This window comes from Flavobacterium sp. TAB 87, assembly GCF_001529295.1.
Classification (GTDB): Bacteria; Bacteroidota; Bacteroidia; order Flavobacteriales; family Flavobacteriaceae; genus Flavobacterium.
The window spans coordinates 467,367-482,643 of sequence record NZ_LLWK01000038.1 but is presented as its reverse complement, the minus strand read 5'-3'; the positions used below and the strand labels follow the sequence as shown (position 1 = coordinate 482,643).

General features: G+C 36.0%; 11 protein-coding genes. 3 read left to right on the top strand and 8 right to left on the bottom strand.

All coding sequences use genetic code 11. The annotated features are described in order from the left end of the window. Positions 1-98 precede the first annotated feature (98 nt). From feoB to AP058_RS14150, 4 genes are all read right to left on the bottom strand, one after another. Positions 99-2,198 carry a ferrous iron transport protein B gene (feoB, locus tag AP058_RS14165; protein WP_066312281.1) on the bottom strand — a complete coding sequence of 700 codons (2,100 nt, stop codon included), beginning with the start codon at positions 2,196-2,198 and terminating at the stop codon, positions 99-101. Next, positions 2,198-2,416, bottom strand: a complete 219-nt coding sequence (locus tag AP058_RS14160; protein WP_157492736.1) for a FeoA family protein — start codon at positions 2,414-2,416, stop codon at positions 2,198-2,200. Before AP058_RS14160 ends, feoB begins: the two co-directional genes overlap by 1 nt. 126 nt (positions 2,417-2,542) lie before the next feature. After that, positions 2,543-3,208, bottom strand: a complete 666-nt coding sequence (locus AP058_RS14155; RefSeq protein ID WP_066312278.1) for an SCO family protein — start codon at positions 3,206-3,208, stop codon at positions 2,543-2,545. Between the two features lie 439 nt (positions 3,209-3,647). Next, complete coding sequence (locus AP058_RS14150; protein ID WP_066312275.1) at positions 3,648-4,880, bottom strand: hypothetical protein; 1,233 nt, start codon at positions 4,878-4,880, stop codon at positions 3,648-3,650. A gap of 429 nt (positions 4,881-5,309) precedes the next feature. Here AP058_RS14150 and AP058_RS14145 point away from each other — a divergent pair, with 429 nt between their 5' ends. After that, on the top strand, positions 5,310-7,370 hold the full coding sequence (locus AP058_RS14145; RefSeq protein WP_066312271.1) for a M13 family metallopeptidase: 2,061 nt from the start codon (positions 5,310-5,312) through the stop codon (positions 7,368-7,370). A gap of 32 nt (positions 7,371-7,402) precedes the next feature. Here the strand turns inward: AP058_RS14145 and AP058_RS14140 are convergent, their stop codons facing one another. From AP058_RS14140 to AP058_RS14125, 4 genes are read right to left on the bottom strand one after another with little or no spacing between them, the layout of a single operon-like run. After that, the gene (locus tag AP058_RS14140; protein WP_066312267.1) at positions 7,403-8,209 is read right to left on the bottom strand and encodes an NAD(P)-dependent oxidoreductase; all 807 of its coding nucleotides are present in this window, start codon (positions 8,207-8,209) and stop codon (positions 7,403-7,405) included. Next, on the bottom strand, positions 8,206-10,608 hold the full coding sequence (locus tag AP058_RS14135) for a M28 family peptidase (protein ID WP_082706667.1): 2,403 nt from the start codon (positions 10,606-10,608) through the stop codon (positions 8,206-8,208). The genes AP058_RS14140 and AP058_RS14135 overlap by 4 nt, the downstream gene beginning before the upstream one ends. A gap of 14 nt (positions 10,609-10,622) precedes the next feature. Beyond that, positions 10,623-10,970, bottom strand: coding sequence for a hypothetical protein (locus tag AP058_RS14130; protein ID WP_066312265.1), 348 nt, complete (start codon positions 10,968-10,970; stop codon positions 10,623-10,625). Next, a complete protein-coding gene (locus AP058_RS14125) occupies positions 10,967-12,496 on the bottom strand; it encodes a carbon-nitrogen hydrolase family protein (protein WP_066313487.1) in 1,530 nt (509 codons plus the stop codon). Before AP058_RS14125 ends, AP058_RS14130 begins: the two co-directional genes overlap by 4 nt. A gap of 430 nt (positions 12,497-12,926) precedes the next feature. Here AP058_RS14125 and AP058_RS14120 point away from each other — a divergent pair, with 430 nt between their 5' ends. Together AP058_RS14120 and AP058_RS14115 are read left to right on the top strand one after the other, a co-directional pair. Continuing rightward, positions 12,927-14,714, top strand: a complete 1,788-nt coding sequence (locus tag AP058_RS14120; RefSeq protein ID WP_066312262.1) for an SLC13 family permease — start codon at positions 12,927-12,929, stop codon at positions 14,712-14,714. A gap of 146 nt (positions 14,715-14,860) precedes the next feature. Then, the gene (locus tag AP058_RS14115; protein WP_066312259.1) at positions 14,861-15,196 is read left to right on the top strand and encodes a single-stranded DNA-binding protein; all 336 of its coding nucleotides are present in this window, start codon (positions 14,861-14,863) and stop codon (positions 15,194-15,196) included. Positions 15,197-15,277: the final 81 nt, after the last annotated feature.

Sequence of the window (15,277 nt, the reverse complement as noted above, 5' to 3'; positions counted from 1 at the left end):
CGCTTTTCTTTTTTTTAGATTTAAAGAAGAATTTCTTAATCAAAAAAAGAAGTGCGAAGGCTAGAATGACAAAGGCTATAATTTCTTGAATCATAATTTTAGCTTAAAAGTTGGTAGGCAATTAATGCCGTTATGTATGCAAATCCAGTCATTAATACCAACTGAATCATTGGCCAACGCCATGAATTCGTTTCTTTTTTGGTAATAGCTAACGTACTAGCACATTGCAGTGCAAAGGCATAGAACAATAATAACGAAATTCCGCTTGCAAAATTAAAGATCTTCTCGCCCGTCACCGGATTCACTTCTTCTTGCATTTTGCTTTTAATTGTAGCTTCATTATCGGTTCCGCCTACACTATAAATAGTGGCCAAAGTTCCAACAAATACTTCACGCGCTGCAAAAGAACTGATGATGGCAATACCAATTTTCCAGTCGTAACCCAACGGTGCAATAGCTGGTTCAATGGCGTGCCCCATAATTCCGATATAAGAATTTTCTATTTTCTGCGAAGCAATTTCATGTTCAATATCATCTTGAGTGAGATTTTGTCCTTGAAAACGCTCTTTAACGATGTTCTCGGCATTATTAAATGACGCTCCCGGGCCGTATGAAGCCAAGAACCACAATATTACCGAAATCGCTAATATAATTTTACCTGCACCATAAACGAACGCCTTGGTTTTTTCGACCACATTAATAAGAACGTTCTTCAATAAAGGCAATTTGTAATTGGGCATTTCTACCACAAAATACGTTTTACCGTCTATTTTAAGAATGATATTTAGGAGATACGAGGACAAAATTGCCATTCCGAAACCTAGTAAATACAGCAACATTAAGGTTAATCCCTGTAAATTTAAAATACCGAGTACGCGTTCGTCTGGAATAACCAACGAGATTATAATCGCATAAACAGGTAATCTAGCGGAGCAAGTCGTGAACGGCGTGACCAAAATTGTTATCAAACGTTCTTTCCAATTTTCAATGTTTCGCGTTGCCATAATTGCCGGAATCGCACAAGCTGTTCCCGAAATTAAAGGCACTACACTTTTACCTGACAAACCGAATTTACGCATCACTTTATCCATCAAAAAGACTACACGGCTCATGTAACCACTTTCTTCGAGTACTGAGATAAATAAAAACAAGCAGGCAATTTGTGGAATAAAAATTAATATTCCGCCGATACCTGGAATAATTCCTTGCGAAATTAAATCGGTCAAAATACCTGTTGGTAATTTATCTGCAGCAAAAGCACTTAAATCAGCAAAAGTCGCATCGATAAAATCCATCGGAATAGCAGACCAAGCAAAAATGGACTGAAAAATAACCGCCAAAATCATAAAGAAAATAATATATCCCCAGAATTTGTGCGTGAGGACACGGTCTAATTTAGATCTAAAATCGGTTGCAGCACTAGAGTCAACTTGCATTCCGTCTTTTAAAACTTCATTTATAAATTGGTATCTTTTAACGGTTTCTTTTTGTTGCAAACGCTTTAAATCCGAGTGTGATCGCGTAAACGTACTGCGAATTTCGTTACGCTCTAGCTTTAAAAAATTCACATCCTGCGTTATTACTAACCACAATTTGTACAACAATTGGTTGGGAAATGTTTTTTGTAACTTTGCAAAATATTCGGGATCTATATTTGAAGCATTCAAACACGGTTTGTGCGGAAGGGTTTTGTACGAAACAATCAACTCTTTTAGGGCTTCAATTCCCAGTCCTTTACGAGAACTTACCAACGCAATTTTGGTGTTCAATCGCTCTTCAAGAATGTCAATTTCTAAGGTAATTCCTTTTTGCTTCATTCGATCTGCCATGTTAATGACTAAGATCGTCGGAATTTCTAAATCTTTAATTTGTGTAAAAAGCAGTAAATTTCGTTTCAGATTTTCTACATCAGTCACTACCAAAGCAACATCCGGAAAAAGTTTGTCGTTTTTATTCAACAACAATTCAATCACCACACTTTCGTCCATAGAACTCGCATTTAAGCTGTACGTTCCTGGTAGATCTAAAATATTGGCTTTGATGTTGTTGGTTAATTTGCAGAATCCCATCTTTTTTTCGACAGTAATTCCGGGATAATTACCAACTTGTTGATTCAGACCAGTTAATTGATTAAAAACAGATGTTTTACCAACATTGGGATTACCAATTAAGGCAACATTTATATTTTTTATGCTCATTATAAGTGGACTTCAATTAATTCAACTTCTATTTCGCGTGCAGTTTCAATTCTAATGGCAACATGAGAGCCATTAATATCCAAATACAACGGATCTCCGAAAGGAGCAATCTGAAGCAACTCGACACTATTTCCTGGCAAACAGCCCATTTCTAATAACTTTAATGGAACCAAGTCAATATCAAAATCTTTGATGATTGCTTTGTCCCCTTTTTTCATGGTGTGAATTGAATGTCTCAAGCTTATTTAGATTGAATTAATATTGCAAAAGTAGCAAATATATATGAATTTAAGGGCATTTGGAGGCTATGAAAAATCTTTTAACAATTGTAAATTAGTGTGTTTTTATTGTGTGCTCAAAAATTCAATGTCTTCGATCAAGCGTGCTACGTCTTCTTTTTGAGTTCCATCATAAAAACCGCGAACGCGTCTTTTTTGATCGACTAAAATAAAATTTTCAGTATGTACCATATCGTACAATTGGTCAGGACTACCAAGTTTAACAGCCAAATACGACTTACGCGCCATTTCGTAAATTTGTTTTTTATCGCCAGTGACCAAATTCCATTTTCGATCCACTACGCCGTGTTTAATAGCGTACGATTTAAGCACCGGAATACTGTCTGTATCCGGGAAAACCGTGTGCGACAACAACATAACTTTCGGATTGTTTAAAGTCGCCGCTTGTACGTCAAATAAATTGGCCGTCATTTTAGGGCAGATAGTTCCGCAGGTTGTAAAAAAGAAGTCGGCTACATATATTTTACCCTCGTAATCTTTTTGAGTAATCGTATCGCCGTTTTGGTTCACAAAAGAGAAATCTGCAATGGTATGGTATTTACTTTTATACTGCATGGTGCTATCCACCAACTCTGGATTGACATCAGCGGGGTTAAAAATTGGTAATGATTTAGCCGGTTTAAGTTGTATGTAGATTAGAGATAAGGTCACTGCCGAAAAAATAAAAAGTGCAATTAAAAATTTTCGGTAGCGGTACAATAAAGATTTCATAGCAGTGTGATTTGTTTTTTAACGTTCGAATTATTACCCATCTCACGATAATTGCTGTCTGAAAAACAACTTCTTTACCAATAAATCGGTTCTAAAACGAATTGGCCTCAAAAATACAAAAACAACTTCTTCTTTGCAGCAAAGCTTTCGGTTTTAACCTTCTGCTAAGAATTGAATTGCGCTAGTTTAAGGAGCTGAAGTTTTCCTTTTCATAATAACGTGTACTCCCGTCATCCGCTATATCTCGCAAAAAGCGGGAATACCGCTGCTACCAGGGCTAAGTCACTTCTTTTTATTATTCAACTCACGAATCAGACGAAACGCCAAAACCTCAACAATCCTGCAGCTATCATCTCAAGCGCAGTCGAGACTTTTCTTGCTAATTTACAAGATAACTCCAATGCGCTCGATTTGACACTACTTTTGCCGTAGCACGCTATTACAAGAACTTTGGTTTTACTACCAACATTAACCAAGCCCAATTTTGATTGCCTTTATCATTTGTAATTCGACTCGGCTCAAAAAACTGAGAGTAACCTCCTTTTAAAGCATAGCCGTTGAATTTTTTACCAATTACAAAATCCAATTCGGTTCCCATGTATTCTTTAGTTTGCGATTGCTCTGTAAAGTACAACACATCTAAACCTACCGAAAAATCATTTTTTAAATTCGCCGAAAGTCCTGCATGCAGATCTACCAGACCATTAGCATTCGCATAATTTCCCACATAAAAGCGATCCATTCCACCATTAAATTTATGATTGGTTCCGTACAACGGGAAAAATCCCACAGAAGAATCGTCTTTACCAGAAATTATCTCGGCTCCAAGAGTAGCTCCAAAAACTTCACTCAATTTAAAAGCTGCATCCAAACTTACTAAATAAGCATTATCAACCGCAATATCATTTAATCGGTAGCCGTCTTGCACATATCCGTTGGCGCTTAATTTTAAAATATCAAAAGTATAATCCAGATGAACACCAGCCGTTTTTAAAAATGATTTATTGTCTGAAGGCAACAAAGGACCTAAAGCATCAGGATCTGTGGCATCTTGAAATTCATTTCCTAAAACTAAAAGGCTCATATTAAACTGTCCGAACTGTTTATTTAAGTGCGCAAAAACCATGTTCTTATAAGAGAAACCGGCCGCAGTATTGTACAAATTGTCTTGCCCATCAGAATTAACAGCAAATCCAGCATCAAAAACATACCCATTCTCATTCAATTTAAAAACACCAACATCGTGCGTGCGCGATTGCTGTGCCCAATCCAATGCACCTAAAATACGTTGATCATCATAAGACAAGGTTTGACGTCCTACTTTAAAAGTAGATTTGCTGGTCAATTTAATATCTGCCCAAGCTTCTTGCACTCTAAAATTATCATTGCCTTTAGTTGCGGTTTGTGCGCGATCGCCAAAAACGAAAACTTCCTGCAAAAGCAAATACGTATGTATGGATTCTGTTTTATAACCCGCACCCAAACGCACTCTAGCGTCGGTTCTAAAATAACCTTCAGCACCTTCTAAAGCAGTTTTTGAAAAACCACTATCTCTCCATTCCGTTCGAGGTCTAAATTCTCCATCTAATGAAAATGGCGATTTTGTTTCTTGTGCGTATCCCACTGCTTGAAAAGCGATTGCAGCCAGTACACTTATTTTTAATGCTCTCATCTTAAAATATTTTAGAATTCATTTTTTTATGAGTTAAATGTAAGATTAGTTTATCACCCATTTTATGATAAATATCGTATTCCGACTATTAATTTACAATTATAAATTATTTGACAATCAAATAATTACTCTTACTACAGTTCTTTTTTTATCTCAAAAAGCACCGCCGTACTTATAGCACTTTAACGCTTATTGCAGAAGAAATAAAACTGATTATTTACTCCTCTGTCTCAGTTCACTTTAAAAATGTTTAATGGTTACATTAGCGCATCGCCAACTTGCTGCAATTTCTTTGAAACATTAGGTAAACAAACCACAAAAACAAGCTAGAATTTTGTGATAAATTCTTCTATTTGAAAAGAATAATTTAACATAATTATTCAAAAAATAACGATATGTTTGTATATAACCACAAAACAGTAAACAAATATGAAAAAACAAACTAAGAAACTTTTGTTTTTTGCGATTCCTGCAATGGTCACTTTTGCCACTGGAGTAGCCCAAAACAATGTTCCAAAAGAACCAGGAATCAACAGTGCTTACATGGACAAAAATGTAAAACCTGCCAATGATTTCTTTAAATTCGTGAACGGCGCTTGGCTTACTGAAACGGTAATACCGAGCGATCAAACGAGCTGGGGTTCTTTTAATGAATTGCGTCTACGAACAGACAAAAACGCCTTGTCACTCTTGCACGAAGCATCCAAAAGCAACGCTTACAAATCGACTACCGATCAAGGAAAAGCAATCAATTATTACAATTCGATATTAGATACGGTGGGTAGAAATAAAAGAGGAATCACTCCACTACAGCCCTACTTAAAAAAAATTGATGCGATTAAAAACGTATCCGATTTACAAAAGTTGTTAGTCGAAATGGAGCCAAAAGGTGGACTCGGATTTTTCGGACTTTATGTGAGCTCAGATAGCAAAAATAGTACTAGAAATGTAGTTTCTCTTGTTCCAGGCAGCTTAGGGTTACCAGACAAAGATTATTATAATTCTGACGATAAAGATTCTAAAGAAAAAAGAGCGAAATACGAAGCACACGTAGCGCGTATGATGCAGTTTATTGGTGAAACTCCAGCACAAGCAAAAACCAATGCTGCGGCTATCTTAGCTTTAGAAACTAAAATGTCTGCACCAAGATTGGATCGTGTAGAACGCAGGGACCGACGCAAGCAATACAACCCAACTGCTGTAAATGACTTGAGCAAAATGACTCCTTCCTTAGACTTGAAAGGATTTATTACTGCGATAGGAATGACTAAAGTAGATACAGTAATCGTGACGCAGCCGCGTTACATGGAAGTTTTGGAAACAGTCTTTAAAGAAAAAAATATACCTGCTTGGAAAGAATATTTGAAATGGACACTTTTAAATAGATCTTCTTCCCAATTGTCGACTGACATAGAAAATGCTAATTTCGAATTTTACGGAACGGCATTAACAGGTGCCGAAAAACAACGTCCGCGCGACGAAAGAGCCCTTCAAGTATTGAACCGATCAATTGGTGAAGCTTTAGGTAAATTGTACGTTGAAAAGTATTTTCCTGCAGAAGCAAAAACCAAAGCAGAAAACATGATTAAAAATGTAATTGCTGCTTATGAAATTCGAATTAACGATTTGCCTTGGATGTCTGCTTCAACCAAAGAGAAAGCCATTGAGAAACTAAATAAACTAACGGTAAAAATTGGTTACCCTGATAAATGGAAAGACTACAGTCAATTACAAATTAAAGGCATCAGCGAAGGCGGTTCGTATTTTGAAAACAATATGAATTTAGCCAAATGGAGTTTTGAGGAAGGATTAGCCGATCTTAAAAAACCAGTAGACAAAACCAGATGGGGAATGTCTCCGCAAACCGTAAACGCCTATTTTAATCCTTCTTATAACGAAATTGTATTTCCAGCAGCAATTCTACAACCGCCGTTTTACAATTATCAAGCTGACGAAGCCGTAAATTATGGTGGAATTGGAGCTGTAATTGGTCACGAAATCTCACATGGTTTTGATGATTCTGGTTCTCGATACAATGCAGACGGCAATTTAGTAGACTGGTGGACTGCAGAAGATTTGAAACAATTTACAGCATTGGGAACAAATTTAGCCGACCAATACAGTGCTTTAGAACCTTTACCAGGAATTTTTGTTGATGGTAAATTTACTTTGGGTGAAAACATTGGAGATTTAGGTGGTGTTTATGCTGCTTATGACGGCTTACAAATGTATTTGAAAGCAAATGGAAACCCAGGCTTAATTGACGGATACACGCCAGAACAGCGTTTCTTTATTTCTTGGGCTACGGTTTGGAGAACTAAGAGCCGTGATGAAGCCTTGAAAAGTCAGGTAAAAACAGATCCGCATTCGCCAGGAATGTACCGCGCGGTAATTCCGATTCAGAATATGGATGCCTTCTATAAAGCATTTGATATCAAACCAGGAGATGGTATGTATATCGAACCTGCTAAACGAGTTAAGATTTGGTAATACAAAAAAGCGTCCCAATTGGGACGCTTTTTTTATGTAATCGCTACTTGAAAAGTATAGTTAAGAATGTGCTCTAGTTTTGCGCTAGAAACAATTTTATAGGTCATTGTTTTTTCAGAAGTGAACTGCGGTTCAGGCAAATTAAATTCTACTGCCTTTTTCGAATAATATTCTTTTTTGGTAGGATGCATTGGAGACGCCGCATTAAATGTTTCCCCCCAACAGTCTTGCTTGATAATTTCGGATATGATGGCAATACAATCTTTTTGATCGATTAAGTTTAAAGGTGCGTTTGCATCTGTATTTACTTTTTTAACCAAAGACGTAATTGGATGTCTATCCGGGCCAATTAATCCGCCAAAACGCAATACAGTGGTTTTAAATTTAGTATTACTATGAAGAAATTCTTCCGTTTCAACTAACTGCTTTCCACTTTCTGTTTCTGGTTCTAAAAGTGTATTCTCTGTAACTTCTCCTTCAGCTGAAGATTTTCCATAAACCGATGTTGAACTCACAAAAATCACTTTCGTAACACCTGATTCTTCAATAAAAGGCACGAACAATTTAATTTTATCTATAAAACTTTCCGAGTTCTCTTTTCTCAACTTAGGAGGAATATCGATGATTAAAATTTCACTTCCTTCCAAGAAAGAATGCACATCGCCCTGAATTGCCTCCGTTCCTAAATCAATTACAAACGGTTTTATGCTGGCTTTCTCAAGAATACTCCGTTTTTCATCAGAAGTCGTACTGCCTTTAATAGCAAATTCTTTATCAAGTAGGGCTTTAGCCAAAGGCAATCCCAACCATCCACAACCTAAAATACTAATTTGTTTCATTGTCCAATATTTACAGGTTTAACAACTATACTATCCGTGGCTGTACTATCAATAACAACTTCTCCCAAGGGAGAAATAATTCTAGGATCGGTAGTAACAGCGCGCGGCTTTATTTTTTGTTTAATTACAACCGCATCATTTAAAATAAAAGGAGTAGGCATCATCCAATCTGCTCTTGGCTTCATATCAAATAACGGATTAGTCAATAAATCAAAAGAACTTTCTAAAAGATCCATATCAAATACGGCACTTTTATCAATGCTAAATTCCATTTCTAATGGATCATTGTTTACCACATAATAGCTTAGTATTTTCTTGCCTTTGCGTTCTAATTTTTCTCCTTTTTGACCTAAAGAGGCCACGCCATTTCCTTTAAAATTATAAAAAGTCATTTTAGGATTGGCAAAAATATCATATCGATTTACCTTTCTATTCGGCACCACTTTAATTTTTAAAAATCTGCGGTTGCCACGAGCGGTATCTTTTAAGAAGAAAACAGAAGGTGTAATTAGCATTTTCTTTTCGGCCACTTTATCGTACGTAAAGCCCGAATTGTATTTGCTAAACAAGGGAAGAAGATTTAAGTCCGTTGCTTTTTCTGGATTCTCTCCTAAATAAGTCTTGGTCCACTCGTCTAAATTTTTATCGTACGTTACCCATTTGGCTTGACCTGTATCGGCGTTATATACATACAATAAACTATTTGACTTGGCTTTCCCGTACTCATAACCAGAGTCTACATGTGCCCAAACTAAACAACCAATCGCTCCCGCAAAAAAGAACATCGTCCACACTACTTTGTTTTCAAAATTACCGAATATCGGCAAAAGCAATCCGAACGTGAGTACTGTTAAAATGGCACTTCCAAATAAAACTTTCAATCCTAAGCCAATTGGAAACATTTCGATAAAAGGGACAATTATTAAAAGTGTCGGAATACTAAAAAGCAACATTATAAAAAGTGAATTACTTTGAAAAAGCGCATGAAAAGCAAGCAATAGCAATCCGAAATAAACTGGGATAATTAAAAATCCAGCCCCAGGAAGACTGTTTGCTACTGCTCCATTAATGATAATCCACAAAATTAACGGCGCTACGCTGTGGTTCATAGCGAATTTTCGTTCTGAGAAATTATGGTAAAAGGCAAAACAAATACCTAGACTCAATAATACAAAAACAGCGATATAAGCATGACCGTTGTAGGTGAATCCGTTGAGCAAATCATTGTACTGTGGATATAATAGTTTTAATAAATGCCAACCAATAAAAGCCAACAAAGCTGAAGTTAGCAATGCACCTAAAAAGGGTACAAATCCTTTAATTATTTCCTTGGCGATAAAAATTCGTTTGGCGAAACCCAAGATAACAATGACAATCAACAGCCCAAAAGCAATTAAGGTCATTGGCCAAACCCAACTAAAAGGATATTTAAGAAAGGTAAAAGGAAGAGAAAAATAGACTTGATCTTCAGTAGTATTCAAGTTAGAAAGATCTGCATTTGCGAAATAGCGCAGCAACGGCATCAAATACGTTCCTTGGTGCGTTACCGAGTTTTCATCTATGTGCTGAAGATCATCTTGCTGTGTGTGGTAATTGTAATGTCCGTCAATAAAAGCAAAATTAAAGCCTTGAATTTGACCTTGTTCTCTAAAAACAGTCAAATCGGTATCGTTAGGAAGCATTTTGTAAATGCTATACATTAGTGAATTACTCACCGGATATTTAACTTTTGCTGCTGCAAAAGCATCAACCATAGCCGAATTTCCTTTGTTGGTCTCCATCAGCATATAACTCGGGCCTCCCGTACCACGGGCCTCAAAATTAATGACCATTCCGACTTCTTTTGCCCATTGGTGTTCGGTTACAAAAAGAGCGGCGCCATTTAAGCCCAACTCTTCGGCATCAGTAAAGAGAATAATGATGTCATTTTTATGCGGTTGCTTGTCGTAGATAAAAGCACGCATACCTTCTAAAATTGTGGCAACGCCCGACGCATCATCACTTGCCCCTTTTGAAGCTGAATGTGGCGCACTGTCGTAATGCGAAAGCAAAACCAAGACTTTAGAATTATTGGATCCTTTGATGCGAGCCATGATATTTTTGGACTTGACCAAATTGCCCCAATCACTCAAAGTAAAACCTTCTTGAATAGTCGTTTCTAGACCTAATTCAACTAATTCGGCTTGCAGATAAGTGGCTACTACTTCGTGATTTGCCGAGCCAACATAATGCGGTTCTTTGGCAATGTTTTTAATTTGATCCATCGCCCGCTCCGTAGAGAAATCAGACAAGGCTTCGTGACTTTTTGAATCCCAACGCGGCATAATCGTAAAATACATCAGTATCAATACGATCAAAATAAACAACGTGGCAATTATAGAGGAGAAACTTTTTTTCATAATGGAGCGCAATACTAGATTTCCTTTTTAACAAGCATATAATAATCTTTTTCTAAAATTCGATAGCCTTGATCGTATAAAAAATAATAGGTGTTTCCGGTTTTAGTGGCTAGAATATTGGTAAAAAACTCAAAGTCAAACCCTCTACTCAACAATTTGTCTCGGGTCACCGTACTTTTTCCATCAGTATTCAATTCTGCAAGAATACGGTAATTTTTTCGTAGTTTATTATTTACATTTCGCATAAAGTTAGTACTGTCTTTGTTCATTTTATTGTTGTAGGCATTCCTACAACTATCTGAACAAAACTTTTTGTCTTCCCGACCAACAATTTTTTCGCTACACTCTAAACAAGTTTTCATTTCTCAATCTTTTTAATATCGTACAAATCATGTCTTCTATCTTTTAAAATCCGAACGCTTCCGTGTTCGTGCAATTCTTTCAATAAATTTAAATCTACATCGACAATCAAAGTCATTTCGGTATTGGGCGTAGCTTCTGCTTTGATTCCGTTACTCGGAAAAGCAAAATCTGAAGGTGTAAAAACGGCCGCTTGTGCATATTGAATGTCCATGTTGTTTACTTTGGGTAAATTTCCGACACAACCCGCAATGGCCACATAGCATTCGTTTTCTATAGCTCGTGCTTGCGAACAATGTTTGACTCTGGTGTACGCATTTTGAGTATCCGTTAAAAAGGGAACAAATAAAATGTTCATTCCTTCGTTGGCCATAATTCGAGACAATTCGGGAAATTCAACATCGTAACAAATCATGATTCCTATTTTACCACAATCGGTATCGTACGTTTTAAATTCAGATCCACCTTTCATTCCCCAATGCTGTACTTCATTTGGTGTCACGTGAATTTTGGTATACATCTCTGAGGTTCCGTCTCTTTTGCATAAAAATCCAACATTATACAAATTGCCACCATCCATGTAAGGCATGCTTCCAGTAATGATGTTGATATTATATGAAATGGCAAATTCTTGAAATTTTTTGCGAATAGAATCGGTATGTCTGGCTAATTCGCGAATGGCTTCTGCTTCGGTAAGATGATTGTAATCGGCCATTAAAGGCGCTGCAAACAATTCTGGAAACAAAGCAAAATCACTTCCGTAACCCGAAACTACATCAATAAAAAACTCAGATTGTTCAAATAAAGCTTCAATATTGTTTAGTGATCGCATTTGCCACTGAATTAATCCCAGACGTATCACGCTTTTATCGAGGTTGATTAACTTCGGACTTTCATCGTAATAAATATTATTCCATTCTAATAAAACAGCAAATTCCATTGAATCTTGGTCGCCTTCTAGGTAATTTTTTATCACACGCAATACGTGAAAATCATTACTCAACTGAAACGATAACACTGGATCGTGTATTTCTTTATCCTTTACTTTTTCAATGTATTTTTTTGGCGAATATTTCTTGGCGTATTGTCCATAATTAGGAATACGACCTGCAAATACAATCGACTGCAAGTTTAGTTGCTCGCATAGTTCTTTTCTAGCATCATATAAACGTCTCCCCAAACGCAAACCGCGGTATTCGGGATGAATAAAAACATCTATTCCGTACAATACATCACCTTCAGGATTGTGTGTAGAAAAGGTATAGTTGCCTAGAATCTCTAAATAATTATGTTTTTTATCTACTCTTTTTTCATCTACAATTAACGATAGTGCCGAACCTACAACGATATCATCAACCAAAATAACCAATTGTCCTTCTGGGAAAATTTTTAGTAATAATTCAATTTCTCCGGGTTTCCAATACGAATCGGCCATTTCTGGATACGATTCGATCATAGAGTTTTTTAATTGTTTGTAATCTTCAAAAGCCAAATTTCGTAGCTCGACTTTATTTATTTCTTTCTGCATGTTTGTTCTTCCTTTTTTGAATTTTAATTTACAGCGCCATTTCCACCTCATCTCTACTTAAAAGCATTTTAAACGCGAATGATTTTATTGCTTTTACTGTCTGCAAATCTTGTTTTAATTTTTTTAAATCTTATTTTTTATTGCCTCGCTGTACTTCCGAATGATCATTTTTTCTGTCCGAACTTTAAAACCGATTTCTACTAACAACTCCTTTTAAGTATTAAAAAAGTGGTACTTACGAATAAAACACTTCCTTTTTTAATAATTCGCAAATAAATCGCGGCAATCTAACAAATATACAAAAACTATTTCCATTTACAAACGGTTACAATTATAAATCAAAATTACTTAAAATATAACATCTCTAAAAAATTATATAACTTTAATCGGTAGTTTTGCCAATACTTTTAAATTTTTAATTGAAGAAATTATGACAACAGCTATTGCTATCGTAATCGGAATTTTAGTGGTGGCTTTCGCACTCTTTGTGAGCGAAAAATTTACGGTAGACAAGACTGCCTTTTTTATCTTGATAAGTCTTCTAATCTGTGGACTGGTAACACCCGAAGAAGCCGTTTCTGGATTTTCTGACAATGCGGTCTTAACCATACTATGTTTAATGATTATTGCCATTGGCTTAGAGAAAAATGGCGTAGTTTCTTGGATGGCGCAAAAGATTGTTCCGATAATGAAATTGCCCATTTGGTTCTTTTTACCTTTATTAATGATTACTGTTGGGATTTTTTCTTCTTTTATTGCAACAACTGCCGTTGTTATTATTTTTATCAAATTAGTCAACGAATTAGACAAACTGGGCAAAGTAGATCGTGCTAGAGTTTTATTACCCATTTCATTTGCTGGAATTTTAGGTGGTAGCTGTACTTTAATGGGAACAAGTACCAACTTGATTGTTTCGGATATTTCGCGAAAAAGTGGTATCGGGCGTTTTGGTTTCTTCGAATTTTCTACAGCGGGAATCATTTTTATCTTAGTTTCTATTCCGATTATATTTTTTCTTGCTAAAAAGTTTTTACCCCGAACTCCAGAGCCAGAAAACATCGACTTGCATAATAAATTTGGGTACATCACCGCAGTAAAAATTAAAGCGGGTTCTAAATTAATTGGCAAAGAACCCTACGATACTGAAATTTGGAATGAAAATGACATTCGTCTCGTTAAAATTCAGCGTGGGAAAAGGCATTTAAAAAGCGATTTAAAATCGGAAATACTGCAAGAAAACGACATACTTTGGCTTGATTTAACCATCGAAGATTTAACGGCACAAACTGAAAGGTTAGGTTTAAATATTTTGGGAGTTGATCAAGATTTGGTTGAAGAGCATTTTAGCAATGAATTTCATGAAGTTATTATTCTTCCTAACTCGCGTTACATTAATATGTCGATTGAAGAATTTAACGAATCTTTGCCTGAGAACGTGTATGTGAAAGGAGTAAGTAGCGACAGAACTCGTCCAAATAACAGCAATTATTTTAAAAAGTTTTTCTCAAAGAAATTTATAATTCCGGGAAACCGTGTGTTATTGACAGGGAATTTAACTGAAATTCAAAGGATAGCAAATTCTAATAACTTGTTGTTTGCAAACACTGTAATTACCAACCCACACATTCCGAATTATAAGAAAATAATTTCGTTTGGTGCTATTTTATTGGTTATCATTTTATCGGCTAGTAATACCTTTTCCATATTAAAGAGCAGTCTTTTGGGAGTTGGTTTGTGTTTGTTTACCGGTTGTATTCAGTTAAAAGATGCGTACTCTGGAATTAACTGGCAAGTAATTTTCTTATTGGCAGGAATGATTCCACTTGGAGTAGCGATGAAAAATACAGGAACCGATGTGTATCTTGCCGAACATTTGTACGGACTTTTAAAATCAGTTCCTACCTCGGTAACCATTTCTATCATTTTTGCATTTACAATGTTAATGAGTGGCTTTGTCTCTAATAATGCTACCGCAATTATCGTAGCACCAATTGTGATTGCAGTTGCCGCCAAACTAAATTTAAATCCGAAGCCACTTTTATATGCGGTTATGTTTGGTGCTAACTTTAGTTTTTACACGCCAATGGGCTACCAAACCAATGCTATTATTTACGGATTGGGTATTTACAAATTCAAACATTTTTTAATTATTGGAGGAATACTATCGATCGTTTTATTGATTTTAGCTTCATTTTTATTACCAATGTTGTACCTGTAAAAAGTTAATTACAAACGACAACAAATAATTACAGCCGACTATAACTAGTTAACAACCGAATACTTTTTGACTACTGTTGCATCTTTGCCTAGTTGAATCACTGTAACGATTGCAACATTATATAAACCATTAAAAAAGTATACGCCATGAGTAATTTAAGAAACAGAGTGCAGTTGATTGGTCACGTAGGTCAAGATCCAGAAGTAAAAACATTAGAAGGCGGTCGAAAAGTAGCCAACATTACGGTTGCAACCAACGACCGATATACCAATGACAAAGGCGAAAAAGTAGAACAAACCGAATGGCACCGATTAACTGCCTGGGGAAAAACAGCCGAATTAATTGAGAAATACGTAACCAAGGGCAAAGAAGTTGCCGTTGAAGGTAAGTTGACCCACCGAAGTTATGACGATAAAAACGGTGAAAAACGCTATATCACTGAAGTCCTAATTAGTGATTTGCAATTATTAGGAGCCAAATAATTATAGTCAATCATTCCAGTTTAAACTTTATATTTAAAATCCCTGCGACAGAACGCAGGGATTTTTTTGTTTTACGCAATT

Bases quoted from the DNA above. Each gene is read 5' to 3' on its own strand.
- feoB (WP_066312281.1), bottom strand. From the start codon at position 2,198: ATGAGCATAAAAAATATAAATGTTGCCTTAATTGGTAATCCCAATGTT.
- AP058_RS14160 (WP_157492736.1), bottom strand. From the start codon at position 2,416: ATGAAAAAAGGGGACAAAGCAATCATCAAAGATTTTGATATTGACTTG.
- AP058_RS14155 (WP_066312278.1), bottom strand. From the start codon at position 3,208: ATGAAATCTTTATTGTACCGCTACCGAAAATTTTTAATTGCACTTTTT.
- AP058_RS14150 (WP_066312275.1), bottom strand. From the start codon at position 4,880: ATGAGAGCATTAAAAATAAGTGTACTGGCTGCAATCGCTTTTCAAGCA.
- AP058_RS14145 (WP_066312271.1), top strand. From the start codon at position 5,310: ATGAAAAAACAAACTAAGAAACTTTTGTTTTTTGCGATTCCTGCAATG.
- AP058_RS14140 (WP_066312267.1), bottom strand. From the start codon at position 8,209: ATGAAACAAATTAGTATTTTAGGTTGTGGATGGTTGGGATTGCCTTTG.
- AP058_RS14135 (WP_082706667.1), bottom strand. From the start codon at position 10,608: ATGAAAAAAAGTTTCTCCTCTATAATTGCCACGTTGTTTATTTTGATC.
- AP058_RS14130 (WP_066312265.1), bottom strand. From the start codon at position 10,970: ATGAAAACTTGTTTAGAGTGTAGCGAAAAAATTGTTGGTCGGGAAGAC.
- AP058_RS14125 (WP_066313487.1), bottom strand. From the start codon at position 12,496: ATGCAGAAAGAAATAAATAAAGTCGAGCTACGAAATTTGGCTTTTGAA.
- AP058_RS14120 (WP_066312262.1), top strand. From the start codon at position 12,927: ATGACAACAGCTATTGCTATCGTAATCGGAATTTTAGTGGTGGCTTTC.
- AP058_RS14115 (WP_066312259.1), top strand. From the start codon at position 14,861: ATGAGTAATTTAAGAAACAGAGTGCAGTTGATTGGTCACGTAGGTCAA.